At 72.8% G+C, this 23,596-nt stretch carries 25 protein-coding genes; 15 read left to right on the forward strand and 10 right to left on the reverse strand.

Going from position 1 to position 23,596, the window contains the following annotated elements; all coding sequences use genetic code 11:
• Nucleotides 1-8: 8 nt before the first annotated feature.
• The 4 genes from mtrB to hpf all read left to right on the forward strand — a co-directional run bounded on the left by mtrB (nt 9) and on the right by hpf (nt 4,989).
• The gene (gene mtrB / locus JSY13_RS04075) at nt 9-1,700 is read left to right on the forward strand and encodes an MtrAB system histidine kinase MtrB (RefSeq protein ID WP_259607761.1); all 1,692 of its coding nucleotides are present in this window, start codon (nt 9-11) and stop codon (nt 1,698-1,700) included.
• Nucleotides 1,697-3,406 (forward strand): LpqB family beta-propeller domain-containing protein, encoded by a 1,710-nt coding sequence (locus tag JSY13_RS04080; protein ID WP_259607762.1) that lies wholly within the window; start codon nt 1,697-1,699, stop codon nt 3,404-3,406. The genes mtrB and JSY13_RS04080 overlap by 4 nt, the downstream gene beginning before the upstream one ends.
• Before the next feature lie 136 nt (nt 3,407-3,542).
• A complete protein-coding gene (locus JSY13_RS04085) occupies nt 3,543-4,250 on the forward strand; it encodes a ComF family protein (RefSeq protein WP_259607763.1) in 708 nt (235 codons plus the stop codon).
• Nucleotides 4,251-4,326: 76 nt separating this feature from the next.
• Complete coding sequence (gene hpf, locus JSY13_RS04090; protein WP_259607764.1) at nt 4,327-4,989, forward strand: ribosome hibernation-promoting factor, HPF/YfiA family; 663 nt, start codon at nt 4,327-4,329, stop codon at nt 4,987-4,989.
• A 91-nt stretch (nt 4,990-5,080) separates the two neighbouring features.
• Here hpf and JSY13_RS04095 read toward each other — a convergent pair whose 3' ends face one another.
• Nucleotides 5,081-6,418, reverse strand: a complete 1,338-nt coding sequence (locus JSY13_RS04095) for a hypothetical protein (protein WP_259607765.1) — start codon at nt 6,416-6,418, stop codon at nt 5,081-5,083.
• A 68-nt stretch (nt 6,419-6,486) separates the two neighbouring features.
• Nucleotides 6,487-7,113 (reverse strand): PadR family transcriptional regulator, encoded by a 627-nt coding sequence (locus tag JSY13_RS04100; RefSeq protein WP_259608124.1) that lies wholly within the window; start codon nt 7,111-7,113, stop codon nt 6,487-6,489.
• 273 nt (nt 7,114-7,386) lie between these two features.
• Here JSY13_RS04100 and JSY13_RS04105 point away from each other — a divergent pair, with 273 nt between their 5' ends.
• Together JSY13_RS04105 and secA are read left to right on the forward strand one after the other, a co-directional pair.
• Nucleotides 7,387-7,797: a hypothetical protein gene (locus JSY13_RS04105; protein WP_259607766.1), complete on the forward strand. Its 411-nt coding sequence runs from the start codon at nt 7,387-7,389 to the stop codon at nt 7,795-7,797.
• Between the two features lie 140 nt (nt 7,798-7,937).
• A complete protein-coding gene (gene secA, locus JSY13_RS04110; RefSeq protein WP_259607767.1) occupies nt 7,938-10,730 on the forward strand; it encodes a preprotein translocase subunit SecA in 2,793 nt (930 codons plus the stop codon).
• 73 nt (nt 10,731-10,803) lie between these two features.
• Here secA and JSY13_RS04115 read toward each other — a convergent pair whose 3' ends face one another.
• Nucleotides 10,804-10,989: a hypothetical protein gene (locus JSY13_RS04115; protein WP_259607768.1), complete on the reverse strand. Its 186-nt coding sequence runs from the start codon at nt 10,987-10,989 to the stop codon at nt 10,804-10,806.
• Here JSY13_RS04115 and JSY13_RS04120 point away from each other — a divergent pair.
• Genes JSY13_RS04120 through JSY13_RS04130 form a run of 3 tightly spaced genes read left to right on the forward strand, consistent with a single transcriptional unit; the run spans nt 10,981 to nt 13,415 of the window.
• Nucleotides 10,981-11,454 (forward strand): amino acid kinase family protein, encoded by a 474-nt coding sequence (locus JSY13_RS04120; protein WP_259607769.1) that lies wholly within the window; start codon nt 10,981-10,983, stop codon nt 11,452-11,454. The two genes, JSY13_RS04115 and JSY13_RS04120, sit on opposite strands and share 9 nt — an antisense overlap.
• 35 nt (nt 11,455-11,489) lie before the next feature.
• The gene (locus JSY13_RS04125) at nt 11,490-12,188 is read left to right on the forward strand and encodes a GntR family transcriptional regulator (RefSeq protein WP_259607770.1); all 699 of its coding nucleotides are present in this window, start codon (nt 11,490-11,492) and stop codon (nt 12,186-12,188) included.
• Between the two features lie 9 nt (nt 12,189-12,197).
• Nucleotides 12,198-13,415 carry a pyridoxal phosphate-dependent aminotransferase gene (locus JSY13_RS04130; RefSeq protein ID WP_259607771.1) on the forward strand — a complete coding sequence of 406 codons (1,218 nt, stop codon included), beginning with the start codon at nt 12,198-12,200 and terminating at the stop codon, nt 13,413-13,415.
• Here JSY13_RS04130 and JSY13_RS04135 read toward each other — a convergent pair.
• Together JSY13_RS04135 and JSY13_RS04140 are read right to left on the reverse strand one after the other, a co-directional pair.
• Nucleotides 13,363-14,562, reverse strand: coding sequence for a CpaE/TadZ family protein (locus JSY13_RS04135; protein ID WP_259607772.1), 1,200 nt, complete (start codon nt 14,560-14,562; stop codon nt 13,363-13,365). The genes JSY13_RS04130 and JSY13_RS04135 overlap by 53 nt on opposite strands.
• On the reverse strand, nt 14,559-15,179 hold the full coding sequence (locus JSY13_RS04140; protein WP_259607773.1) for an SAF domain-containing protein: 621 nt from the start codon (nt 15,177-15,179) through the stop codon (nt 14,559-14,561). Before JSY13_RS04140 ends, JSY13_RS04135 begins: the two co-directional genes overlap by 4 nt.
• Nucleotides 15,180-15,276: 97 nt before the next feature.
• On the opposite strand from JSY13_RS04140, the gene JSY13_RS04145 reads away from it, so the two are divergent.
• On the forward strand, nt 15,277-15,552 hold the full coding sequence (locus tag JSY13_RS04145; protein WP_259607774.1) for a helix-turn-helix domain-containing protein: 276 nt from the start codon (nt 15,277-15,279) through the stop codon (nt 15,550-15,552).
• 77 nt (nt 15,553-15,629) lie between these two features.
• Here the strand turns inward: JSY13_RS04145 and JSY13_RS04150 are convergent, their stop codons facing one another.
• Entirely contained in the window at nt 15,630-16,208 is a 579-nt protein-coding gene (locus tag JSY13_RS04150; RefSeq protein ID WP_259607775.1) for a hypothetical protein, read from the reverse strand.
• A 158-nt stretch (nt 16,209-16,366) separates the two neighbouring features.
• On the opposite strand from JSY13_RS04150, the gene JSY13_RS04155 reads away from it, so the two are divergent.
• Both JSY13_RS04155 and JSY13_RS04160 read left to right on the forward strand, forming a co-directional pair.
• Nucleotides 16,367-16,753, forward strand: coding sequence for an Rv3235 family protein (locus JSY13_RS04155; RefSeq protein WP_259607776.1), 387 nt, complete (start codon nt 16,367-16,369; stop codon nt 16,751-16,753).
• Nucleotides 16,754-16,812: 59 nt separating this feature from the next.
• On the forward strand, nt 16,813-18,303 hold the full coding sequence (locus JSY13_RS04160) for a sensor histidine kinase (RefSeq protein ID WP_259607777.1): 1,491 nt from the start codon (nt 16,813-16,815) through the stop codon (nt 18,301-18,303).
• A 119-nt stretch (nt 18,304-18,422) separates the two neighbouring features.
• Here JSY13_RS04160 and JSY13_RS04165 read toward each other — a convergent pair whose 3' ends face one another.
• Nucleotides 18,423-18,671 carry a WhiB family transcriptional regulator gene (locus tag JSY13_RS04165; RefSeq protein ID WP_071641453.1) on the reverse strand — a complete coding sequence of 83 codons (249 nt, stop codon included), beginning with the start codon at nt 18,669-18,671 and terminating at the stop codon, nt 18,423-18,425.
• 205 nt (nt 18,672-18,876) lie between these two features.
• On the opposite strand from JSY13_RS04165, the gene JSY13_RS04170 reads away from it, so the two are divergent.
• Nucleotides 18,877-19,269 carry a hypothetical protein gene (locus JSY13_RS04170; RefSeq protein WP_259607778.1) on the forward strand — a complete coding sequence of 131 codons (393 nt, stop codon included), beginning with the start codon at nt 18,877-18,879 and terminating at the stop codon, nt 19,267-19,269.
• Between the two features lie 57 nt (nt 19,270-19,326).
• Here JSY13_RS04170 and bcp read toward each other — a convergent pair whose 3' ends face one another.
• From bcp to aroA, 3 genes are all read right to left on the reverse strand, one after another.
• Nucleotides 19,327-19,803, reverse strand: a complete 477-nt coding sequence (gene bcp / locus JSY13_RS04175; protein ID WP_259607779.1) for a thioredoxin-dependent thiol peroxidase — start codon at nt 19,801-19,803, stop codon at nt 19,327-19,329.
• A gap of 100 nt (nt 19,804-19,903) precedes the next feature.
• Nucleotides 19,904-20,950 carry a ribosome small subunit-dependent GTPase A gene (gene rsgA, locus JSY13_RS04180; protein WP_259607780.1) on the reverse strand — a complete coding sequence of 349 codons (1,047 nt, stop codon included), beginning with the start codon at nt 20,948-20,950 and terminating at the stop codon, nt 19,904-19,906.
• Nucleotides 20,947-22,266 (reverse strand): 3-phosphoshikimate 1-carboxyvinyltransferase, encoded by a 1,320-nt coding sequence (gene aroA, locus JSY13_RS04185; protein WP_259607781.1) that lies wholly within the window; start codon nt 22,264-22,266, stop codon nt 20,947-20,949. The genes rsgA and aroA overlap by 4 nt, the downstream gene beginning before the upstream one ends.
• A 52-nt stretch (nt 22,267-22,318) precedes the next feature.
• On the opposite strand from aroA, the gene JSY13_RS04190 reads away from it, so the two are divergent.
• Together JSY13_RS04190 and JSY13_RS04195 are read left to right on the forward strand one after the other, a co-directional pair.
• Nucleotides 22,319-22,969, forward strand: coding sequence for a sigma-70 family RNA polymerase sigma factor (locus tag JSY13_RS04190; protein ID WP_272653688.1), 651 nt, complete (start codon nt 22,319-22,321; stop codon nt 22,967-22,969).
• On the forward strand, nt 22,966-23,211 hold the full coding sequence (locus tag JSY13_RS04195) for a zf-HC2 domain-containing protein (RefSeq protein WP_259607782.1): 246 nt from the start codon (nt 22,966-22,968) through the stop codon (nt 23,209-23,211). Before JSY13_RS04190 ends, JSY13_RS04195 begins: the two co-directional genes overlap by 4 nt.
• The last annotated feature ends 385 nt before the right edge of the window (nt 23,212-23,596 follow it).

A 23,596-nucleotide genomic window follows, 5' to 3' on the forward strand; every position in this document is an offset into this window, starting at 1 on the left:
AGACGGCCGTGACGGCGACGACCGCCAGTCCCGCGCCGGTCGCGCTGTGGCGCGATCCGCGCGAATGGCCGCGGGCCATCGGATCCCTGTGGCACCGCTCGATGCGCTTCCGCACGATCGCGCTCACGCTCGTGCTCACCGCGTTCGCGATCTTCATCACCTGCCTCACGATGGCGCTGGTGATCCAGAACGACCTGTTCGAATCGCGCAAGGACGAGGCGCTGGAGAACGCCAAGCGGGCCGTCGCTCAGGCGCAGAGCGTGCTCGACTCCGGCGAGGTCGGCGACGACCGCGCCGCCATGCGCGCGCTGTGGGGGTCGGTGCAGCGCGAGATCCAGCGCACCTCCTCCTCCGACATGCTGATCGCCTTCCCGTCGCGGATCGAGAACGCCGCCGTGGCCCCGAACGGGTTCCGCAACCGGCTCAGCGCCGAGCTCATCGACGACGCCCTGCGCGCGCGGGTGGTCGACCTCGACGACCGTCAGGCCTGGCAATCGGTGGCGCTGCCCACGGAATCCGGCGGGACCGCCCCCGGTGTCATCGTCGGCCAGCAGCTCGTCGTGCCCCACGTCGGCGTGTACGAGCTGTACATCGCGTACGACCTGACGGATGCCGAGGGCACGCTGCTCTTCGTGCAGCGCACCCTGTGGCTGGCCGGCATCTCGCTGGTCGCCATCGTCGCCGCGATCTCCTGGCTGGTGCTGCGGGCGGTGTCCACCCCGATCGTCGAGGCCGCCGAGACCAGCGCCCGGCTCGCGGCCGGCGACCTGGCGGTGAGGCTGCCGGTGCGCGGCGAGGACGAGCTGGCCACGCTGGCCCGGTCGTTCAACGCCATGGCCGACAGCATCGAGGCGCAGATCCGGGAACTCGCCGAGCTCTCGCTCGTGCAGCAGCGCTTCGTCTCCGACGTCTCGCACGAGCTGCGCACGCCGCTGACGACCATCCGGCTGGCGGCGGAGATGATCAACGACCAGAAGGACGAGTTCGACCCGACCACCGCCCGCACCGCCGAGCTGCTGCACACCCAAGTGCAGCGGTTCGAGACCCTGCTCGCCGATCTGCTGGAGATCAGCCGGTACGACGCCGGGTCGGTGCAGCTCGAGGTCGAGGCGACGAGCATGGCCCAGCTGGCGGAGGAGGTCGTCGAGCAGATGCGGCCGCTCGCCGAGACGCACGGCACCGAACTCCGCCTGGTGGCGCCGGGCGGGTACTCCCCGGTGGACATGGATCCGCGCCGGGTGCGCCGCGTGCTGCGCAACCTCATCGGCAACGCCATCGAGCACGGCGAGGGCCGGCCCATCGTGGTCACCGTGGACAGCAACCAGCACGCGGTCGCCGCCGGCGTGCGCGACTTCGGTCTCGGCATGACCGCGGAGGACGCCGATCGCGTGTTCGACCGGTTCTGGCGCGCCGACCCCTCCCGCAAGCGGACCATCGGCGGCACCGGCCTCGGCCTGTCGATCGCGCTCGGCGACGCCAAGCTGCACGGCGGCACACTCGAGGTGTGGTCCGAGCTCGGGGTGGGCACGAACTTCGTGCTCACGATCCCGCGCACGCCGGGGGAGATGGAGGGTCCGAGCCCCGTGCCGCTGGAGCCGCAGGAGACGCTCGGCGAACTCGGCAGCATCACCGAGCCGATCGGCGTCCCCCCTGCGGATGCCGCGGGGTCAGCGGGTCCGGACGGGGAGGTGGGGTCATGAGGCTCACGCGCACCGTGCGGGCAGCGGCGCTCGCCGCCGCCGCACTGCTGCTGGCAGGATGCGCCGGTCTTCCGACATCCGGGCCGCCCAACATCGGCCTGCCGCTGGGTGACGGGCCGACCGTGCCCGAGTACACCGAGGTGGCCGAGGAGCCGGTCGAGGGCGCCTCGCCGAAGCAGATCGTCGCCGGGTTCCTTGAGGCGGGCGTCACCCCGGACGGCGACTGGGCGATCGCACGCGAATTCCTCACCGAGGAGCTGGCCCGCACCTGGAAGGCGGGGACCGGTGTCACCATCGACGACACCCTGTTCTCCCGGCTGTTCTCCGCCAGCACCGACGGCTCCGAGGAGGCCGAGGAGGAGGCCACGGAGAGCGACGTCAGCGTCCGGTTCAACCAGGTCGCCAGCGTGGACGCCACCGGCGCCTACACCGAGCAGGCCGGCCAGGCCCAGGCGGCGTTCCACCTCGTGCGGGTGGACGGGGAGTGGCGGATCGCGGAAGCGCCGGACGGCATCGTGCTGGACTCGGACAGCTTCGCCCAGGTGTACGACAGCCACGCCCTGCAGTACTTCGACGCCACGTGGTCGCGGCTCGTGCCGGACGTGCGCTGGTTCCCGCGGCGCGGGTCGATGGCCACCTCGATCACGCGCGCCCTCGTCACCGGCGAGCCGGCGCCGTGGCTGGCTCCCGCGGTGCGCTCGGCCTTCACCGGCGAGATCGGCCTGGACCGCAACGCCGTGCCGGTGGACTCGTCGCAGGTGGCCGAGGTGTCCCTGAACCGGGCGGCCCTGTCCATCGACCCGACGACGCTGGCGCGGATGCGCACCCAGCTGGAGGCGAGCCTGGCGGACCTCGGCGTCAGCGAGGTGCGCCTCCTCGTCGACGGCAGCCCGCTGGACGCCGCGCGGGCTCCGCTGGCCGAACGGCCACCGGCGAACGGCGTGCTCGTGCTCACCGACGACGCCTTCGGCACGGCCGTCGGCGACGAGGTCACCCCGGTGCCGGCGCTGACGGCGCAGATCGGGAAGATCCCCGGGCCGATCGCCGCGATCGATGTGGAGGCCGGCGGCGCGCACGCCGCGGTGCAGCTCGCCGACGGCACGGTGTCGCTGATCAGCGATGGGCACACCAACGTCCTCGACACCCGGCCGGACCTGGCCGCGCCGTCGATGGATCCGTACGGCTACACCTGGACGGTGCCGCGCGACCAGCCGCAGGCGCTGCTGGCGTGGGACGCCGAGGTCGTCAGCCACGAGATCGCGCAGGCATGGCCGGATGCCGCGGGCATCAGCCATCTGCGCGTCTCCGCGGACGGCGCCCGGGTCGCCGCCGTGCTGAGCGTGGGCGGGCAGCGGCGGATCGTCGTCGCCGCCGTCATCCGCGACGAGGACGGCACGCCGGTGGAGCTGGGTGCCGTGCACGAGGTGGGTCGGATCGAGAACCCGGCGCTGGGTCTGGGATGGCTGGGGGCGGACGCCCTCGTCGTGCTGACGGATGCCCAGGACCCGAGCCTGGTGACCCAGACCGTCGGCGGGCCCGCGACGGTCAGCGGCGTGCCGGTCGGGGCCCAGTCGGTCGCCGGGGCGAGCACTCCCGCCGGCGTGCGGGTGCTCACCTCGAGCGGCGTCGTGTACGCGCAGCGCGGCTCCTCCTGGCAGGAGTCCACCGCCGGCGTGCTCGTGCTGGGCACCCGCGCCGGGTACTGAGCAGGTCGGGGCGACGTCGTCCTGCACGGTCGTCCTGTACGGCCGTCCTCCTGCACGGGCGAGTGGATGCCGCGGGATGTGCACAGCCGGCGGCATCCGCTCTCCGCGCGGCCGCGGGGCGCGGCAGGATCGGGGCGTGCGATCGGAGCAGTGGACGGCGCTCGGGCGGGAGGCCCTGGCCTTCCTGCTGGCCGCGCGCTGCCCGGGCTGCGACGAGCCCGGCACGCTGCTGTGCGAAGGATGCCGGTCGGCCCTGCAGCCCTGCCCGGTGCGCACCACCACCCCGGCGGGCCTCGCGGTGCATGCGGCGCTGCGCTTCGAGGGCGTGCCGGCGCGCTGCATCCGCCACCTGAAGGAGGACGGTGACACGCTCATCGCCGCGGCGCTGGGCGGGGCGATGCGGCCACTCCTCCAGGACGCGCGGCGCGGGGCGGATGCGGCGCTGCTCGTGCCCGTGCCGACCGGGCGCGCCTCCTACCGGCGCCGCGGCTACCGGGTGCCCGAGCTGCTCATCCGGCGCGCCGGCGACACCCCGCGACGCCTGCTGCGCCCCACCCGCGCGGTCGGGGATCAGCGCGGCCTCGGGCGGACCCAGCGCGCCCGGAACGTGCACGGCAGCCTGCGCGCGGCGGAGCCGGGCCGGGGGAGGGAGGCGGTGATCGTGGACGACGTCGTCACCACCGGGGCCACCCTCGACGAGGCGGCGCGCGCCCTGCGGACGGCCGGGTTCCTGGTGCGCGGCGCGGTCGTCCTCGCCGCCACGCCGCGGCGCCCACGGGGCGGTGCGCACGCGGACGAAACAGGCGGGGCGGACGGGATGAAATGGGTGGTGACATCCGGGTGAACGGCGACTACGGTAGGGCATCACAAGGCGACCACGGTCCGCCCTTGGCCGGGAGGACGGGGACAAGGAGGCAGTGATGGAAACGAGCATCGTCGGCGTCGGAGTGAGCATCTCCGACCGGTTCCGGACGGTTGTCGAGGAGAAGATCGCGCGCATCCAGACGCTCGCGCCGCGGGCGCTGCGGCTCGAGGTCAAGGTCACCCATCGCGCCTACCGCAACGGCCGCGTGCCGGACGAGACCGTGGAGCTCACGCTCCTCGGAAAGGGGCCGGTCGTGCGGGCCGAGGCGGTCGACGCGGACAAGTTCACCGCCCTGGACCTCGCGCTCGACAAGCTCGCCGAGCAGCTGCGACGCGCCAAGGAGAAGCGCATCGACGGCCGTCACCACCCGCGCGGACCGCACTTCGAGAAGGGCAGCGGATCGCTCACCGGCATCGACGTGCAGCCGGCCTCGGTCGACGTGCTGCAGGCCGTCGCCACCGGGCACATCCCCGTGCAGCAGGAGGACGAGGAGGCCTACTCGCCGGTCGTCATCCGCACCAAGAACTTCGAGCCGGAGTGGATGACCGTCGAGGAGGCCGTCGACCGCATGGAGCTCGTCGGCCACGACTTCTTCCTCTTCGTCGACGCGCGCACCGACCACCCGAGCGTCGTGTACCGGCGCAAGGGCTGGGACTACGGTGTCATCTCCCTGACCACGCAGGCGTCGCCCTCCGAGGAGGAGGCCATGGCCTCCTGAACCGGCAGACGGCGAGAGGCGCGCTCCGCGAGGGGCGCGCCTCTTCTTCCGCGGTTCCGCGGGGGACGTCCACCGCCGATCCGCGGCGATGTCAGTCGAAGATGCCGTCCAGGATGCTGCCGATCACGAGGCCGCCCAGCACGCCGGAGACGATGTCGCCGCCGCCGGCGCCGCGGCGCCCGCCGCCCCAGCCGGGACCGCCGCCCCAGCCGTCTCCGCCCCAGCCGTCGTTGCGCGGACGGGACGCGTCGATATCCCGCTGCGCGAGCTGCAGCGCCTCGGACGCCAGCTGGGCGACGCGTCGCGCCGCCGCCAGCGCCTGCTCCCGGGTGTCCTCCGCGGGCAGCAGCGCCGGCACGTCCACCCGGAGTCGCTCGGCCTCGGCCAGCCGGGTGCGGGCATCGGCGCCGATCCAGCCGCGGTGCCCGGCGATGAGGCCGCGGGCCACGCCCAGCTGACCGTCCGCGTCGTCCAGGGCGTGCTGCACCTGCGCGATGCTCGGCAGCGGGTGCTCCGCGCGGTGACGGGCCTTGGCGACGGCCTCGTCCAGGGCGGTGTTGGCCGCCCGCAGCCGGGTGAGCTCGGCGAACGGATCGTTCGGGGTGCCTGACGGCGTCAGCTGCGACAGCTCCCGCTCCAGCGCCTGCGCGGCCGCGACGACCTCGGGCGTCTGCGGGGCCGAGCGCGCCGCGACGATGTCGCCGCGGGAGTCGGCGACGACGTCGGCCAGGGTGGCCTCGGCGCGCAGCGCCTGGATCTCGAAATCCTCCACGGCGTCGAGCACGGCCGCGGCGCGCCGCAGGGCCTCGGTCGCCGTCTCCAGGGCGAGGTTCGCCTCCTCGTTCTGCTGGGCGGCCCGCCGCCGCTCGGAGACGTCCGCGCCGTGCACGGCGAACGCGATCAGCTGCTCGGCCTCGTCGCCGGCCGCGTCGATCTGATGCATGGCGCTGGGGGCGTACCGCGCCGACAGCCGTTCCACGGCGCTGCGGGCCTGCGGCACCCGGGCGCTCAGCGCCTCGGCATCCCGCCGCACCTGCGCGATGATCTCGGGTGCGCGACGCACCTTCGCCACCTGCTCCGCGATCGCCGCGGTCTTCTCGTCCAGCAGGCTCTCCGCCCACTCGCACAGCTGCACGATGCGGGCGTTCCGGGTGCGCAGCTCCTCGACGGTGTCGGGGATCTCGTCATGGTTCAGCTGGTGCAGCTGGAACGCCTCGCGCAGGTGGGTGCGGACGGCGTCGAGAGCGGCGCGGAGGTCCGCGGTGAGGGACTCGCCCAGCTCGGCCTGCGCGAACACCAGCTCGTCCGAGGTGGTGCGGATGCGCTCGTCCGCGGCGACCAGGGCCTGCTCGGCCCGCCGCGCGAGATCGGCGTCCTGCGCCGATTGCGCCTCCTGCTCACGTCCGCGTCTGTCCCAGAATCCGGCCATGTCCCGATCCTACTCAGGCCGGGGCGGCACGCCGCCGGTCGCGGGCGGACTCACAGTCAGCCGTCGCCTCACACACCGGGAGCGAGCACGGCGCCGGGCGCGCCCTCGGCGACGGCCCTGCTCGGTCGGCCGCGCTTGGGACGCTCGGTGGTCAGCTGCAGCTCCATGGCGTGCTGCGGATGCCGCGCCAGCTCCCGCGCGGCGTGGTCGAGCCAGCGCACCTCCGCCTCAGCGGCGAAGATCATCGAGTCCAGGACCAGGGCCCGGGCCAGCTCCTCCGGCCCGGTCGCCTCCGCCGCGTCGCGCGTCGCGCGCAGGCGCTGCAGCCGGTCCTCGGATGCCGCCCGCTGCCGGCGGATCACCTCGGCGACGTCCACGCCGGGGAGGGTCGCGGCGACGGCCAGCTTGATCGCCAGCTCGTCGCGGGTCGCCTGATCGCGGGTGACCGGGGCGCCCAGCCAGCGGGACACCTCGGCCGAGCCGGCATCCGTGATCCGCCAGTAGACGTGACCCTGCGCATCCGGTGCCCCACGGGCGACCAGCCCGTCGCGCTCCAGCCGCTCCAGCGTGTTGTAGATCTGCCCGACGTTCAGCGGCCAGGTCGACCCGGTGCGGCGATCGAACTCGGCGCGCAGCTGGTATCCGTAGCAGGCTCCCTGGTCGAGGATGGCCAGCAGGGTCTGGCGTACGGACATGCGGCGCTCCTGCGGAGTTTCCGGGTAATGATTTCCGAGTATAGGGCCGTCGCCGCCGCGGTCCCCTCCGCCGGTGCCCGCCGCGGCGCGGCGCAGGGCCCGCACCGCCTCGGCATCCAGCCGCAGGGCGGCCGCGAACGCGGTCACGGTGTACGGATGCGGCCGGGTGCGGATGCCGCGCTCGCGAGCGCTCACGCCCTCCACCGACCGCCTGGGCCGGATGCGTTTGAATCGCGGAGTCGGCGCCGTGGGAGCGCCCGAAGGGGGAAACCAATGATCCGCAAGACCATCGCCACGGCCGGGCTCACCGCCGTGCTCGTCCTGGCAGGCACCGGCGTCGCATCCGCGCACGAGTGCTACATCCCGGACCGCTCCGCGCAGGGGAACACGAACGCGACGCACTCCGGCAACTGGGAGACGCTGGAGCTGGCCGGCCTGTTCGCCACCGCGCACGAGTTCCTCGGCGGGCCGGCGCTCACGCCCGCGCAGGTGGACTACGCGCTCGGGCTGGCCGAGGAGCAGGGCATCCCGCTCAGCCTGACCACGTTCCTGCGCGACACCCTGCCCAAGGGCAAGGCGCCGGCGGAGCACTCCTCGGACGGCAAGGGCATCGACCACTTCTTCGCCACGTACGAGGGGCAGCTGGTCTCGATCTTCTTCGAGGCGCAGGCGCACATGGGATAGGCCGGACCGAGCGCGGGGCGGGCCGGAGGGTCCGCCCCGCCTTCGTGCTTCCGGGCATCCCGAGGTCACAGGCCGGTAACATGGCACGGTATGCCCGGCCCGGTTCGGCGGCGGGCGAGACCCACACAAGGGAGACATCCGTGGCGAACCCCCTCGAGAAGCTTCTGCGCGCGGGCGAAGGACGCATCCTCCGCCGACTGAAGCAGGTCGTCAAGGCCGTCGGCGCGCTGGAGGAGGACTTCGAGAAGCTCACCGACGAGGAGCTGAGGAACGAGACCGCGGAGCTGCGCGCCCGGTTCGACAACGGCGAGACGCTCGACCAGCTGATGCCGGAGGCGTTCGCCGCGGTCCGGGAGGCGGCCAAGCGCACCCTGGGCATGCGCCCCTACGACGTGCAGGTGATGGGTGGGGCGGCACTCCACTTCGGCAACATCGCCGAGATGAAGACCGGTGAGGGCAAGACCCTGGTGGCGACCTTCCCCGCCTACCTGAACGCGATCGCCGGCAAGGGCGTGCACGTGATCACCGTGAATGACTTCCTCGCCTCGTATCAGTCCGAGCTGATGGGCCGCGTCTACCGCGCGCTCGGCATGACGACCGGAACGATCGTGTCCGGGCAGAACCCCGACGTGCGCCGCCGGCAGTACGCGGCCGACATCACCTACGGCACGAACAACGAGTTCGGCTTCGACTACCTGCGCGACAACATGGCGTGGCGCAAGGAGGATCTCGTCCAGCGCGAGCACTTCTTCGCGATCGTCGACGAGGTGGACTCCATCCTCATCGACGAGGCCCGCACGCCGCTCATCATCTCCGGGCCGTCGTCGGGGGAGGCGAACCGCTGGTTCACCGAGTTCGCGAAGATCGCCCGCACCCTCGAGGCCGGCGTGGACTACGAGGTCGACGAGAAGAAGCGCACCGTCGGCGTGCTCGAGCCCGGCATCGAGAAGGTCGAGGACTACCTCGGCATCGACAACCTGTACGAGTCGGCGAACACCCCGCTGATCTCGTTCCTGAACAACTCGATCAAGGCGCTCGCGCTGTTCAAGCGCGACACCGACTACGTCGTGATGAACGACGAGGTCATGATCGTCGACGAGCACACCGGCCGCATCCTGGTCGGCCGCCGCTACAACGAGGGCATCCACCAGGCCATCGAGGCCAAGGAGGGCGTGCCGGTCAAGGCTGAGAACCAGACCCTCGCCACGGTCACCCTGCAGAACTACTTCCGCCTCTACCAGAAGCTCGCCGGCATGACCGGCACCGCCGAGACCGAGGCGGCGGAGTTCATGTCCACCTACAAGCTGGGCGTGGTGCCGATCCCGACGAACAAGCCGATGATCCGCAAGGACATGCCCGACCTCGTCTACAAGAACGAGCAGGCGAAGTTCGCTCAGGTCGTCGAAGACATCGCCGAGCGGCACGCCAAGGGCCAGCCGGTGCTGGTCGGCACCGTCAGCGTGGAGAAGAGCGAGTACCTCTCCCGGCTGCTGTCGAAGAAGGGCATCCGCCACGAGGTGCTGAACGCCAAGAACCATGCGCGCGAGGCCGAGATCGTCGCCCGCGCCGGCAAGCTCGGCGCGGTCACCGTGGCGACGAACATGGCCGGCCGCGGCACCGACATCATGCTCGGCGGCAACGCCGAGTTCCTCGCAGTGCAGGAGCTCAAGGCGAAGGGGCTCGACCCGGTGGAGACGCCGGAGGAGTACGAGACCGCGTGGGATGAGACGTACGAGGCGATGAAGGCGCAGGTCGCCGAGGAGGCCGAGAAGGTCATCGAGGCGGGCGGCCTCTACGTCCTCGGCACGGAGCGGCACGAGTCCCGGCGCATCGACAACCAGCTGCGCGGACGCTCGGGTCGCCAGGGCGACCCGGGTGAGAGCCGCTTCTACCTCAGCCTCACCGACGACCTGATGCGGCTTTTCCAGTCCGGCGCGGCCGAGGCGATCCTGGCCCGCACGAACTTCCCGGACGACGTGCCGATCGAGTCCGGCCTGGTCAGCCGCGCCATCCGCAGCGCGCAGGCGCAGGTCGAGGCGCGCAATGCGGAGATGCGCAAGAACGTCCTCAAGTACGACGACGTGCTGAACCGCCAGCGCGAGGCGATCTACGCCGACCGGCGCCACATCCTGCAGGGCGACGACATCGCCGACCGCGTGCAGCACTTCATCGAGGACGCGATCGGCGCGATCGTGGACGACCACACCGGCGAGGGGCACGCGGAGAACTGGGACTTCGACGCGCTGTGGACCGAGCTGAAGACGCTGTACCCGGTGGGGGTGACCATCGACGAGGTCGTCGCCGAGGCCGGTGCCCGCAAGGGCGGCATCTCGGCGGACGGCCTGAAGCGGGAGCTCATCTCCGACGCGAAGATCACCTACGAGCGGCGCGAGGAGTCGCTCGGCTCGGCGGCGATGCGGGAACTCGAGCGCCGCGTGGTGCTGCAGGTGCTCGACCGCCGCTGGCGGGACCACCTGTACGAGATGGACTACCTCAAGGACGGCATCGGCCTGCGCGCCATGGCGCAGCGCGACCCGCTGATCGAGTACCAGCGCGAGGGCTACGCCATGTTCCAGTCGATGATGGCGCAGATCAAGGAGGAGTCGGTCGGCTACCTCTTCAACCTCGAGGTCGAGGTGCGCCGCGCCGGCGACGAGCAGAGCGCGCAGGTGGAGGCGAAGGGCCTGTCGGCCGCGCAGCCCGAGCAGAAGCTGGAGTACTCCGCCCCGAACGACGCGGGCGACGTCGAGGTGCGCAACGAGCGCGGTCAGGTGCAGCAGGCGGCGACCGCCCGGCTGCGGCAGGCCGGGGCGGCGCAGGCACCGGCCGCGGAGGGCCCGCGCGGCGCCTTCGGCCAGCGCACGGATGCCGCGGGCGCGGAGCCGACGGGGAACCGCCAGCAGCGCCGCGCCCAGGGCAAGAAGAAGAAGTGACCCGCTGAGACGCGAAGAAGGCCGGATCCCGAGGGATCCGGCCTTCTTCGTCACTCCGGGAGCCCGACGGGACTCAGAGCGAGGCCATCGTGGCCTCGTCGGAGGTGGAGAAGACCGCCTTCTGCTTGGTCACCCGGTCCTGGAACCACTTCGCCAGGAACAGCGCCGCCACCATGAGATACGCCACGGCGAACATCACCTGCGAGTCGCCCAGTCCCTCGCCGAGATCCGCGAGACGGGGGACCGGGGCGTGGATCACGCCGAAGAAGGACAGATCCGCCGGCTCCTCGAGGACGGCACCCTCGCGGTGTGCGTGGGCGGCGGCGGCGTGCCGGTGCGCACGGATGCCAAGGGGCGCCACATCGGCGTGCAGGCCGTCGTCGACAAGGACCTGGCCAGCGCCGCGCTCGCCGCCGACATCCAGGCGGACACCCTGATCATGCTCACCGACGGCGACTACGTCAGCGAGGACTGGGGCACCCCCGAGCAGCGCGACATCCACACCGCCTCCGCCGACGCGGTGGCCGGGATGGCCTTCGCGGAGGGCTCGATGCAGCCGAAGATCGACGCGGCGATCCGCGTCGCCCGCGCCGGGGGCCGCGCCCTGATCGGCCCGCTGGACCGCCTCGACGACCTGCTGGCACGCCGGGTGGGCACCGAGATCGTGCCCGAGCTCGCCGAGGGCGTGATCTGGGTCGACCAGGCGCCGGCGAAGAAGCGCTGACGGCCCGTGCCGGGGCGCAGTGCGAGAATGGCCGTGTGAGCAGAGCAGACGAACGCGAGCTGGAGTCGACCAGGGTCGCCGCCTGGCTGCGCGACGCGATCCTGGACGGCGCGCGCGAACCGGGCAGCCGCCTGATCGAGCGCGATCTGGCCACCGAGTTCGGCGTGAGCCGGGTCCCGGTGCGCGATGCGCTCAAGCTGCTCGAGGCGGAGGGCCTGGTCGAGCTGCGGCCGCGCACCTGGGCGATCGTCCGCGAGTTCACGCCGACGGACCTGGCCGACCTCGACGAGGTCCGCCAGGTGCTGGAGCCGATGGCGTTCCGACTCGCCGCGGAGCGGCACCGCCGCGAGGGGCTGGAGCGGCTGCACGCGGCGCTGCAGGCGGAGCAGGAGAGCGCGCGCACCGCGAACAGCGTCGAGTCGCGTCGCGCCGCCGCCGACTTCCACGAGATCGTGGTGGAGCTGGCGGACAACCGCCTGCTGCGGGAGCTGATGAACGGCATCCGCAGCCGCCTGCGCTGGGCGCTCGCGCAGCACGACGACCTGCAGCACATCTCCGACGAGCACGTCGCGCTCTTCGAGGCGATCCGGGACCGCGACGGCGAACGGGCCGCGGAGCTGGCCTACGCCCACGTCGACAGCAGCCGGCTGCATCGGGTCGCCCACGCGGAGGCGCTGCGCACCGGCGCGGTGCCGGTGATCCCGGCGCGCGAGGACGCCGCGTTCGGACGGTAATCTTCTACGATGCGACACCTCGATCAGTCCTCCAAGCTCAAGAACGTCCTCTACGAGATCCGCGGCAAGGCTCTCGTCGAGGCGGCGCGGCTGGAGGCCGAGGGGCACCAGATCCTGAAGCTGAACACCGGGAACCCGGCGATCTTCGGCTTCGAGGCGCCGCACCAGATCGTGCAGGACATGCTCGCCGCCCTGCCCACCGCGCACGGCTACAGCGACAGCAAGGGCATCGTCTCCGCCCGCCGCGCCGTGGTCAGCCGCTACGAGCAGGTCGAGGGCTTCCCGCCGCTCGACCCGGACGACGTCTACCTCGGCAACGGCGTCTCCGAGCTGATCACCATGACGATGCAGGCCCTGCTCGACCAGGGCGACGAGGTGCTCATCCCGGCGCCGGACTATCCGCTCTGGACCGCGATGACCTCCCTCGCTGGCGGCACGCCGGTGCACTACCTGTGCGACGAGGCGAACGACTGGCAGCCCGACCTGGAGGACATCCGCGCCAAGGTCACGCCGCAGACGAAGGCGATCGTCATCATCAACCCGAACAACCCCACCGGCGCGGTGTACTCGCGTCAGGTGCTGGAGGGGATCGTGCAGATCGCCCGGGAGAACCAGCTGCTGCTGCTCTCGGACGAGATCTACGACCGCATCCTGTTCGACGACGCGACGCACATCCCGACCGCGACCCTCGCGCCGGACCTGCTGTGCCTCACCTTCAACGGCCTGTCGAAGACCTACCGGGTGGCCGGCTACCGCTCGGGCTGGCTGGCGATCACAGGCCCCAAGGACCACGCCCAGGGGTTCATCGAGGGCATCACGCTGCTGGCCTCCACCCGGCTGTGCCCGAACGTGCCGGCCCAGCACGCCGTGCAGGCCGCGCTGTCCGGGGTGCAGAGCATCGAGGCGCTGGTCGCGCCGACCGGCCGCCTGCACGAGCAGCGCGACATCGCCTGGGAGGGGCTGGAGGCGATCCCCGGCGTCAGCTGCGTGCGACCGCGTGGCGCCCTGTACGCGTTCCCCCGGCTGGACCCGGAGGTGCACGAGATCCACGACGACGAGCGCCTCGTGTACGACCTCCTCGTCTCGGAGAAGATCCTGCTGGTGCAGGGCACCGGCTTCAACTGGCGCGCCCCCGACCACCTGCGCGTGGTGACGCTGCCGGAGGCGCGGGTGCTCAGCGAAGCCGTCGAACGGCTCGGGAACTTCCTCGCCTCGTACCGGCAGTGAGCTCCCGCGCCCCGAGGCCGGCGGCCAGTCGCCGCACCGCGGCGACCAGCGCCGACCTCGGGGCCACGTCCGCGATCGGCCGGGCGTGCAGCGCCGCGGCATCCGTTCCGCGCTGATCCTCCGGCAGGAACAGCACGTCCTGGATGCCGGCGAACCGGTCCAGGGTGCGGCGGATCTGCCCGCGCGCGTCGATGCCGAGGGGGCCAGGACGCACCCGGTTCGCGACCACCGTCACCGGGGCGTCGCCGGCCAGATGGCGCAGTTCGGGGTGCGCGCGCACGAACCGGCTGACCCCGAGCGGATCGGCCGCCAGCACGGCGACGATCGCGTCCGCCTCGATCAGGGCCGCGCGCGTCGCGGCGTGACGGGCCGGGGCGCCGTCGTCGCCGTCGTCCTCGTCGAGCTCCGCCGCCACGTCGACGACGGTCTCGTCGGTCCAGGTGCGGCAGGCCGCCAGCGTGGCCCGCAGCCGCGACGCGCTGATCTCCGGCCAGCGACCCGGACGATTCAGCCCGCCGAGCACCTCGACCGCCCCGGCCGAGGTCTCCAGCGGCGTGGACAGCCGCGCCAGCTCGGCGGCATCCAGGCCGCCCAGCTCGGCGCGGCGGCACGCCGCCGCCAGACCCGGGGACTCGTCGCCCAGCCCGAGCAGCAGGGCGAGCGCCGGTGCCGTGGTGTCGGCGTCCACGAGCGCCGTGCGCCGTCCGGCCCGGGCCAGCTCGACCGCCAGCTGGACGGCCACGGTGGTGCGGCCCGGTGCGCCGTGCGGCCCCCACACCGCGATCACCCGCGGCGGCGCCGCATCGTCCGCGGCGGACGGGGCCGGATCCCCGGACAGGGCGGCCAAGATGCGCCAGGCGGGTGCGTCCTCCGGCAGCGCGGCCGGCAGGCCGAGGCGGGCGAGCAGCCGGGGCTCGCCCTCGCCGACCGGCACGATCCGCACACCGGCGCGGTCGCACGCCCGGACGAAGGCCGCGGTCAGGGCGGTGCGCCGGGGCGGCACGAGCACGGCATCCGCGGCGTCCAGCGGCGCCTCGGCCAGCCGCTCGGGCGGGAGCACGGCGATCACGGTGGCGCCCTCCAGTTCCAGGTCGGCGGCCCTGGCCGCCGCATCCGGGCCGGGCAGGGCGACGACGACGGCCGTCACGAGCCGGCTCCCGCGGGCACGATCGAGATCGCCGCCCCCCCGGTGACGGCGGCGAGGACGGCGGCGACATCGGCGCGGTCGATGACGACCTCCACGTCGGTCCGAGCCTGGCTGAGCATGGCATCCGTCTCCGCGACGGAGGCGACGACCGCATCCGCGACGAGGATGCGCGGCGCGTCGTGGGTCCGGCCGTCCTCCAGGAGCGGCGCGTGCCAGAGCTCGACGCCGGTGCCGGGACCGACATCGCGAGGGATCGCGCCGGTGGCGGAGATGACCACCGTCGTGGTGCGCGCGCGATCGGCGTCGCCGACGGCGGACACGGGCACCAGTTCCCCCTCCGGCAGCGTGCGGGTGGCGATCATCCCGGACTCCAGGTCCTGCGGGGCCAGGTACGCGTCGGTGAGCCCGGCCAGCCCGATCTCCACCACCTGCAGGTCGGCGGAGGTGAGCGGCTCGCCGGCGACCACGGTGCGCGCGGCCTGCAGCACCGGCGTCGTCTGCCGCGACGAGGAGACTAGCAGCCACACCCCGGCCACCGAGGCGAGCACCAGCACGATGCCGATGAGGAAGCGCACGTCGCCGAGGAACGCGCGGCGGGTGCGGGAGAGCGTCGTCATGCGGACATCGTCACAGATCCCGGGAATCGGCCGCCGAAGTTATCCACAGAGCCGATTCGCAGGGGCGTCCCGGCCCCGGGCCGTGGAGAATGGGGCCATGCCCCACACACCTCCCGCACCGCGGTTCCTGGCACCCGCCCAGGTCGCCGAGCTGCTCAGCATCGAGGTCGACGAGGTGGTCGCTCTCATCCACGAGGGACGGCTGCGCGGGTCGCAGCTCGGGTCCCCGCCCCGGTGGCGGGTCGAGGAGGCCAGCATCGCCGAGTACCTCGACGCGCAGTCCGAGGAGGCCCGGCGGATGGCGCTGTGGCGCCAGTCCAACGAGGCCAGCTTCCCGGAGGTGTGGGGCACCAGCCCGTACCGCGGATCCTGACCGGGTCGCGACGCGGGACGGCCACGACGCGGGTCGGACCGATCACGGCAGGTTCCGTCAGACCGCGCCCGTGTCCGTCACGGCTCCGGGCGCACCCAGACCACGGCGTCGAGCGGGATCATCCGGTGGCCGCGCACCGCGCGCGCCCGCCGCGGCTCGCCCGGGTCGTGCAGGGCGAGATCGAGGTGGTCGGCGCCGGCGCGGTCGATCGTGCCGTGCCTCGGATCGCCGGAGCGCAGCCCGAGGCGCACCGGGATGCGGCGCCGGGCGAGATCGCGCAGCATGAACCCGAACGTCATCCGTTCGCGGATGCCCGGGGCGGGCTGATCGGGTTCGAGGGTCGCCAGCAGCATCCCGTGGTCGACGCCGACCGCCTCGACCGCGCGCAGCGGGACGATCGTGACGCGCGCCGGCGCGGCCTCGGCCGCGAGCGCGAGCCAGTCGGCCCCGACCTCCTGCATCCGTCCGTGCAGCCGGCCACCGTCGGCGAGCTCGAGGAGCACGGGCGCGCCCTGCGGGATCGTCCGCAGCCGGTCGCGCAGCGCCAGCTTCGCGATCCGCAGCCGCTCCGATTCCGCGTCCAGGGCGGCGCGCTCGGCCTCCCATTCGGCCGCGAGCTGATCCTCGAGGTCGTCGAAGAGGTGATCCCATTCCACCCGACCGAGGGTAGGGTAGCCGCGCCCGCGCCGTGCGGGTTCTCCACAGGCGGGTTCTCCACAGGGCGGCGGAACCCTGTCCGCGCCGGCACCGGCTCGGTTACCTTCGCAGTCGGCGCACGGGAGCGCCGGCCTCGGATCGGGGGGACGAGACGACGATGATGCTGAACGACTATTTCGCACCGCAGCCGACTTCGGCGACGGAGCTGCCTGACCCGGTGCCGCTGCTGCGCAGCCTCACCCAGGGCGCCCTCGAGGTGCTCGCCGGCGTGCGGGAGGTCGATCAGCTGGCGCGCTGGTTCAGCGAGGACGCGTTCCGCGCCCTGGTCACGCGTGCCAACCTCTCCGCGCGGGCGCGCAGCGCCCGCGGCACCGCGCCGACGCGGCCGAGCTTCCGCATCCTCTCCATCCACCACGCCGCCCCCGCCGACGGCGTGGTGGAGGCGGCGATCGTGGTGGCAGGGCCCGGCAGAACGCGCGCCGTGGCGATCCGGCTCGAGGGGCTGGACGGCCGCTGGCGCGCCACCTCCCTCGCGGTGCTGTGACCCCGGGCGGCCCCGTCTCGCTGCCGGGCGCTCGCCGCACGACGCTCTAGGCTGGGGGAGTGTCAACCCTCAGCGATCTCGTCCACGCCCAGGGCCGGCTGACCGAAGCCGACGTCGAATGGCTGCACCGCCTGGCCGGCGACGGCCAGCTGCTGGCGGACCTGGCATCCGCCGACATCGTGATGTGGGTCGAGACGGCCGACGAGGGCTCCTTCGTCGCCGTGGCCCACTCCCGCCCGAGCGGCGCGGCCACCCTGTTCTACCGCGACATCGTCGGCGAGAAGGTGCGCCCGCAGTGGCGCACCCAGGTGCGCTCCGCGTTCGAGAGCGGGGAGATCGTGGACTCCTCCTCGCCGGACTGGTTCGAGGAGACGCCGACGCGGGTGCGCGCGGTGCCGATCGTGCGCGCCGGCGACGAGCGCGACGGGGGCCGGCGCACCGTGCTCGGCGTGCTCACCCGGCACACCAATCTCGGCGAGGCGCGGATGCCGTTGCGGCAGCAGATCAGCTTCGACGAATGCGCCAACGACCTGTTCCGGATGATCTCCTCCGGCGAGTTCCCCGACCCGTCCGCACCGACCGCGCCGCGCCGCGGCGCGCCGCGCGCCTCGGACGGGCTGATCCGGATCGATGTCGACGGGGTGACCACGTTCGCCAGCCCGAACGCACTGTCCGCGTTCAACCGGATGGGGTTCGACGACGAGCTGGAGGGCGAGTCGCTCGCCGAGGTCACCACGCGCATCGTGCCGCCCTCCCGGCAGGTGGACGAGTCGCTGCCGGTCGTGGTCACCGGGCGGGCGCCGTGGCGCACCGACATGGAGGCGCGCGGGGTGACCGTGTCGCTGCGGGCGATCCCGCTGAAGGACCACGGCACCCGGATCGGCGCCATCGTGCTGTGCCGTGACGTGTCCGAGCTGCGCCACCAGGAGCAGGAGCTGATCACCAAGGACGCCACGATCCGCGAGATCCACCACCGGGTGAAGAACAACCTGCAGACGGTGGCCTCGCTGCTGCGGATCCAGGCGCGGCGCACGCACTCCGAGGAGGCGCGCGAAGCGCTGACCCAGGCGATGCGGCGGGTGGAGTCCATCGCGGTCGTGCACGACACCCTCGCCAGCGGTCTGGCGCAGACGGTCGACTTCGACGAGGTCTTCGACCGGGTGCTGAAGCTCGTCGCCGAGGTCGCCGCCGCCCCGAACACCCGGGCGCGCACCCAGCGCGAAGGGCGCTTCGGCGTGCTGCCCAGCGAGTACGCGACCCCGCTCGCCCTCGCCCTCACCGAGGTGGTCACGAACGCCGTGGAGCACGGCCTGGCCGGCCAGGAGGGCGTGGTCACGATCGAGGCGTTCCGCACCGAGGAGCACCTGCGCGTGATCGTCAGCGACACCGGCCACGGACTGCCCGAGGGCAGGGTCGGTCAGGGCCTGGGCACCCAGATCGTGCGCACCCTCATCCAGGGCGAGCTCGGCGGAACGATCGAGTGGAAGGGCCAGGACGGCGACGGCACGCAGGTGACCATCGACATCCCGCTCCGCTGGATCACCAAGTGACGCCCTGAGCCGGCCCGCCGAACGCGTTCGGGGCGGATTCTCACACTTGGGGCGGCGGAGAACCGCCCCGAACGCGAGAATCCGCCCCGAACGGGAAGAGAGGGAGGGGATGCCGGGGGTCAGCCGGCGCGGCGGGCGCGCGCGGCGCGACGCTTCAGGGCGCGGCGCTCGTCCTCGGAGAGACCGCCCCACACGCCCGAGTCCTGGCCGGACTCGAGGGCGTACTGCAGGCAGATCTCGGTGACGGTGCAGGTGGCGCAGACGGCCTTGGCCTTCTCGATCTGGTCGACCGCGGGGCCGGTGTTCCCCACGGGGAAGAACAGCTCGGGGTCGACGGTCAGGCAGGCTGCTTTGTCGCGCCAGTCCATCGATGGGCTCCTCAGAATGTGATTTCGGTGTGGGCGGTCGCGTTCACGACGCGCTAGAATTCGGGTGCTGGTTCGGGTCCGGTACCCTGTGTGATACGAGCGAGTGCTCGCCCCACTCCGCTGTGGGAGCACATGGCTTTGTCCATTGTGTTACAGAAACAAACTGAAATCAAGGGTTTTCTGACATCCCTTGAGAGGAGTGCGCGTGCGCCCATCCCGTCCCGCCGTCGCCGCGGCCGTCGTCCTCGTCGCCGAGGCGGTGGCGCTCGCCGCGATCGCGCTGCTCGAGCTGTTCGCCCTCGGCGCCGGGGATGCGGCCTCGCTGCCGGCTGCGCTCGCGCTGATCGTGCTGACGCTGCTGGCTGCGGCCGCGCTCGCTGCGTTCGCGGTGGGCACGGTGCGGCGGAGGTCGTGGGCGCGGTCCGGCGCGGTCGTCTTCCAGGTGCTCGGCGTGGCGCTCGGCCTGGCCTCGCTCTCGCTGCAGCCGGTCCCGTGGCTGTTCACGCTCGGGGTGGGCCTGCCCGGCCTGGTCGGATTCGTGCTGCTGATCGCCGCGGTGCGCCGCGAGGGCCGGGAGGACCCGCGCCTGCACGCGTGAAGCGGCGGATGCCGGATGCGCGACGTCCATCCCGGGACGCCGCGTCCGCCGCATCCGTCAGGCGGCCAGGCCGAGGGTCTTGCGCAGCCGGGCGACGTGCCCGGTGGCCTTGACGTTGTAGAGCGCGTGCGTGACGACGCCGTCCTCGTCGAGGACGAAGGTGGAGCGGATGACGCCCTCGATCACCTTGCCGTAGTTCATCTTCTCGCCCCACACGCCGTACGCGCTGTGCACGGCGTGGTCGGGGTCGCTGAGCAGCGGGAAGGTGAGCCCGTCGCGCTCGCGGAACTCCGCGAGCTTCTCCGGGGTGTCGCGCGAGATGCCGACGACCTGGTAGCCCGCGCCCTGCAGGGAGGAGATGCTGTCGCGGAAGTCGCACGCCTGCGTGGTGCATCCGGGGGTCATCGCGGCGGGGTAGAAGTACAGGATCGTCTTCGTCCCGCGCAGATCGCCCAGCGTCACCGTGTTGCCGTCCTGGTCGAGCAGGGCGAAATCGGGGGCGGTGTCTCCGGGTTCCAGGCGCGCGTTCGTCATGCCTCCAGCCTACGGGGGACGCGCGACGGCACCGTCGTGGATGACGGTGGGGTCACGCCCGCAGCTCCGGCCGGGCTCGCCGGTCGGGTCACCGGTCGGGTCACGCCTGGAAGGTCTCCAGCAGGCGCTGCAGGGAGTCCAGGCGCGCCCGGGTGGACGCGCTCAGCCGGCTGGCGGCCGCAGCCTCGTTCAGTGCGCAGTCCGGGGCGTCGGGCAGGTGCGTGCATCCGCGCGGGCAGTCCTCCGCGATCTCGGCGAGCTCGGTGAACGCGGCGAGGATGTTGGCCGGGTCGACGTGCCCGAGGCCGAAGGAGCGCACACCGGGGGTGTCGATCACCCAGCCGCTGCCGTGCTCCCCGTGGTAGCGCAGCGACACCGTCGACGAGGAGGTGTGCCGCCCGCGCCCGGTCACCTCGTTCACGTGCCCGGTCGCGCGTCCGGCATCCGGGACGAGCGCGTTCACGAGCGTCGACTTGCCGACGCCGGAGTGCCCCACGAACACGGTGGAGTGCCCGACGAGGGCCGCGCCGATCTCGTCCAGCGGCATCCGTCCGCGCGCGCTGGTGAACACCCGCAGGTCGTCGAGCCCCTCGAAATGGGTCAGGAACGGGCCCGGGTCGGCGAGGTCGGTCTTGGTCACCACGAGCAGGGGGCGGATGCCCGCGTCCAGCGCCGCGACCAGGTAGCGGTCCACGAGACGGGGGCGCGGTTCGGGGTCGGCGGCCGCCACGACGATGAGCATCTGGTCGGCGTTCGCGACGATCACGCGCTCCACCTGGTCGGTGTCGTCGGCGCTGCGCCGCAGCAGCGAGGTGCGCTCCAGGATGCCGACGATGCGGGCCAGGGTGCCCTCGGCGCCTGAGGTGTCGCCGACGACGCGGGCCCGGTCGCCGGTGACGATCGGGGTGCGGCGCAGCTCGCGGGCGCGTGCGGCGGTCACCATGCGCTCCTCGGGGGTGCCCTCGCCGACCAGCACCGTGTACCGGCCCCGGTCGACGCCCAGCACGCGGCCGATCTCGGCGTCCTCGTGGGCCGGACGGCGCTTCGTACGGGGCCGGTTCGCCTTCGGGTTCGGGCGGGTGCGGATGCGGCTCTCGTCGAACTCGTCGAACGCGTCGTCGAGGTCGTCGTCGCCGAGCCAGCTCACGCGGCCCCCAGCATCCGTTCCCACAGCAGCGTGAACTCGGGCAGCGTCTTCGCGGTGGTGCCGATCTCGTCGACCCGCACGCCGGGGACGCGCAGCCCGATCAGCGCTCCGGTGGTGGCCATCCGGTGGTCGTGGTGGGCGGGCCAGGCGCCGCCGTGCAGCGGGGCGGGGACGATCCGCAGCCCGTCCGGCAGCTCCTCCGCGCGCCCGCCGAGGGCGCGGATGTTGCCCACCAGGGCGGCGATGCGGTCGGTCTCGTGGGTGCGGATGTGCCCGACGCCGCGGATGGTGGTCGGGCCGTCCGCGAAGACGGCGAGGCCGGCGATGGTGGGGGTCAGCTCGCTCGCGGCAGACAGGTCCAGATCGAGGCCGCGGATGCCGTCGCCGGCGCGCACCGTGAGCGCCCCGCCGTGCCGGGAGGCGTGCGCCCCCATCGCCTGCAGGATCGCCGGCAGCAGGGCGCCGGGCTGCGTGGAGTGCAGCGGCCAGCCGGGCACCGTCACGGCGCCGCCGGTCACGAGCGCGGCGGCCAGGAACGGCGCGGCGTTGGAGAGGTCCGGCTCGATCGCGATCTCCTTGGCGCGCGGCACCCCCGCCTCGACGAGCCACTCGCCGTGCGCGGGGCGTTCGATGCGGATGCCGCGCCGGCTCAGCGACTCGATGGTCATGTCGATGTGCGGCACGCTCGGCAGGTGCGCACCGGTGTGCACGAGGTGCAGGCCGACGTCGAACCGCGGCGCGGCCAGCAGCAGGCCCGACACGAACTGGCTGGAGCCGGAGGCGTCGATCTCCACCCGGCCCCCGCGGATGTGTCCGTGCCCGCGGATCGTGAACGGCAGCGCCCAGGTGCCCTCGTCGTCGACGTCGACGCCGAGATCGCGCAGCGCGCTGATCATGGCGCCCATCGGCCGGTGCAGCGCCGTCTCGTGCGCGGTCATGTGCACGTCCCGGGCCGCAAGGCCGGCCAGCGGGGCGATGAAGCGCATCACGGTGCCGGCCTGACCGCAGTCCACGGTCACGCCGCCGGCCAGGGGAGCCGGGGTCACCACCAGGTCCGGGCCGAAGTCGCCGTCGCCGTCCGCCTCCTCGACGCCGATGCCGAGCGCCCGCAGCGCCTCGATCATCCGGCGCGAGTCGTCCGAGTGCAGCGGATGCACCAGCCGGCCCGGTCCGTCGGCGATCGCCGCGATGATGAGCTCGCGGTTCGTCAGCGACTTGGAGCCGGGGACGTTCACCGTCGCGTGCACGGCGCCGTCGGCGACCGGCGCGGCGTACGGAGCCGTGGCGGGGGGAGTGGAATACCGTGCAGCGCTCATCGGTTTCTACCCTAGTGAACCCCCGGTCCCGGAACCGATAACGGAGGTGCGGATGCTCGCGACGCTCGACCCCGAGGTCATCGACCTCAGCGGCCTAGACTGGCCGGTGATGGACGACACAGCATCCGGCGACCCCCGGCGCGATTTCGAGGATCAGGCGATCCCGTACATGGATCAGCTCTATGCGGCGGCGATGCGCATGACGCGCAACCCCGCCGACGCGGCCGACCTCGTGCAGGAGACCTTCGTGAAGGCGTACGGCTCCTGGTCGACGTTCACGCAGGGCACGAACCTGAAGGCGTGGCTCTACCGCATCCTGACGAACACGTACATCAACATCTACCGCAAGAAGCAGCGGGAGCCGTTCCAGGGGACGATCGACGATCTCGAGGACTGGCAGCTGGGCGGTGCGGAGTCGACCACGGCGACGCACAGCCGGTCGGCGGAGGCGGAGGCGATCGACCGCATGCCGGCGTCCGTCGTCAAGGACGCCCTGCAGGAGGTCCCCGAGGACTTCCGGCTGGCCGTCTACCTGGCGGACGTCGAGGGGTTCTCGTACCAGGAGATCGCCGACATCATGAAGACACCCATCGGCACCGTGATGAGCCGTCTGCACCGTGGCAGGCGGATGCTGCGGGAGCTGCTGGCAGACTACGCCGCGGAGCGAGGCATCACCGCGGCCGAACCGAGGAGCAGGAAATGAGCGACTGCGGCTGCGAGAAGGCGCGCCGGGATCTCGAGGAGTACCTCCGCAACGAGGTGTGCAAGACGGAGCACGAGGACATCCGCGAGCACCTCGAGAACTGCCCGTCGTGCAAGGACGAGGCGCTGGTCGCGACCACGCTGACGGAGGTCGTCGCGCGCGCCTGCCGTGAGACCGCCCCCGAGACGCTGCGCGATCAGGTGCTCGCCCGCATCCGCGCGGTGCAGGCCGCCGTCCACTGACGTCGGGGCCCCGAGGCGGGCCCGAGGACGGCGCCGCGGTTCGAGCAGGCCGAGGCCTGCGGCGCGGCCCTGTCGGACCGGCTCGATAGGGTGGGCGGGTGACCCTCATCGACTCGCGTGACATCCCCGCCGACCCACGTCCGCCCGTCGCCTGAGCGACGCGGGCCTGGACTACCGCATCGTCGACACCGGTGACGCCGTCGACGTGCGCGCGTTCGTGCGCGCCGAGGTCCGCGGCTTCCTGGACGAGGAGCCGTCCGAGGAGACGGCGGAGGAGATCGCCGCGCGGCTGCGTGAGGTGCGCAACATCGGCGTGTTCGAGCGGGATGCCGCCCGCGGCGCGAGCGGCCCGTCCCGGCGGCCCGCCCTGGGGGACCGGCGAGAG

This window comes from Microbacterium neungamense (assembly GCF_024971095.1).
GTDB classification, from domain to species: Bacteria; Actinomycetota; Actinomycetes; order Actinomycetales; family Microbacteriaceae; genus Microbacterium; species Microbacterium neungamense.

Bases quoted from the DNA above. Each gene is read 5' to 3' on its own strand.
- JSY13_RS04155 (WP_259607776.1), top strand. From the start codon at position 16,367: ATGATGCTGAACGACTATTTCGCACCGCAGCCGACTTCGGCGACGGAG.
- bcp (WP_259607779.1), bottom strand. From the start codon at position 19,803: ATGACGAACGCGCGCCTGGAACCCGGAGACACCGCCCCCGATTTCGCC.
- JSY13_RS04095 (WP_259607765.1), bottom strand. From the start codon at position 6,418: ATGGCCGGATTCTGGGACAGACGCGGACGTGAGCAGGAGGCGCAATCG.
- JSY13_RS04145 (WP_259607774.1), top strand. From the start codon at position 15,277: ATGCCCCACACACCTCCCGCACCGCGGTTCCTGGCACCCGCCCAGGTC.
- JSY13_RS04100 (WP_259608124.1), bottom strand. From the start codon at position 7,113: ATGTCCGTACGCCAGACCCTGCTGGCCATCCTCGACCAGGGAGCCTGC.
- aroA (WP_259607781.1), bottom strand. From the start codon at position 22,266: ATGAGCGCTGCACGGTATTCCACTCCCCCCGCCACGGCTCCGTACGCC.
- JSY13_RS04165 (WP_071641453.1), bottom strand. From the start codon at position 18,671: ATGGACTGGCGCGACAAAGCAGCCTGCCTGACCGTCGACCCCGAGCTG.
- JSY13_RS04080 (WP_259607762.1), top strand. From the start codon at position 1,697: ATGAGGCTCACGCGCACCGTGCGGGCAGCGGCGCTCGCCGCCGCCGCA.
- JSY13_RS04140 (WP_259607773.1), bottom strand. From the start codon at position 15,179: ATGACGACGCTCTCCCGCACCCGCCGCGCGTTCCTCGGCGACGTGCGC.
- JSY13_RS04105 (WP_259607766.1), top strand. From the start codon at position 7,387: ATGATCCGCAAGACCATCGCCACGGCCGGGCTCACCGCCGTGCTCGTC.
- JSY13_RS04130 (WP_259607771.1), top strand. From the start codon at position 12,198: ATGCGACACCTCGATCAGTCCTCCAAGCTCAAGAACGTCCTCTACGAG.
- hpf (WP_259607764.1), top strand. From the start codon at position 4,327: ATGGAAACGAGCATCGTCGGCGTCGGAGTGAGCATCTCCGACCGGTTC.
- JSY13_RS04190 (WP_272653688.1), top strand. From the start codon at position 22,319: ATGCTCGCGACGCTCGACCCCGAGGTCATCGACCTCAGCGGCCTAGAC.
- JSY13_RS04195 (WP_259607782.1), top strand. From the start codon at position 22,966: ATGAGCGACTGCGGCTGCGAGAAGGCGCGCCGGGATCTCGAGGAGTAC.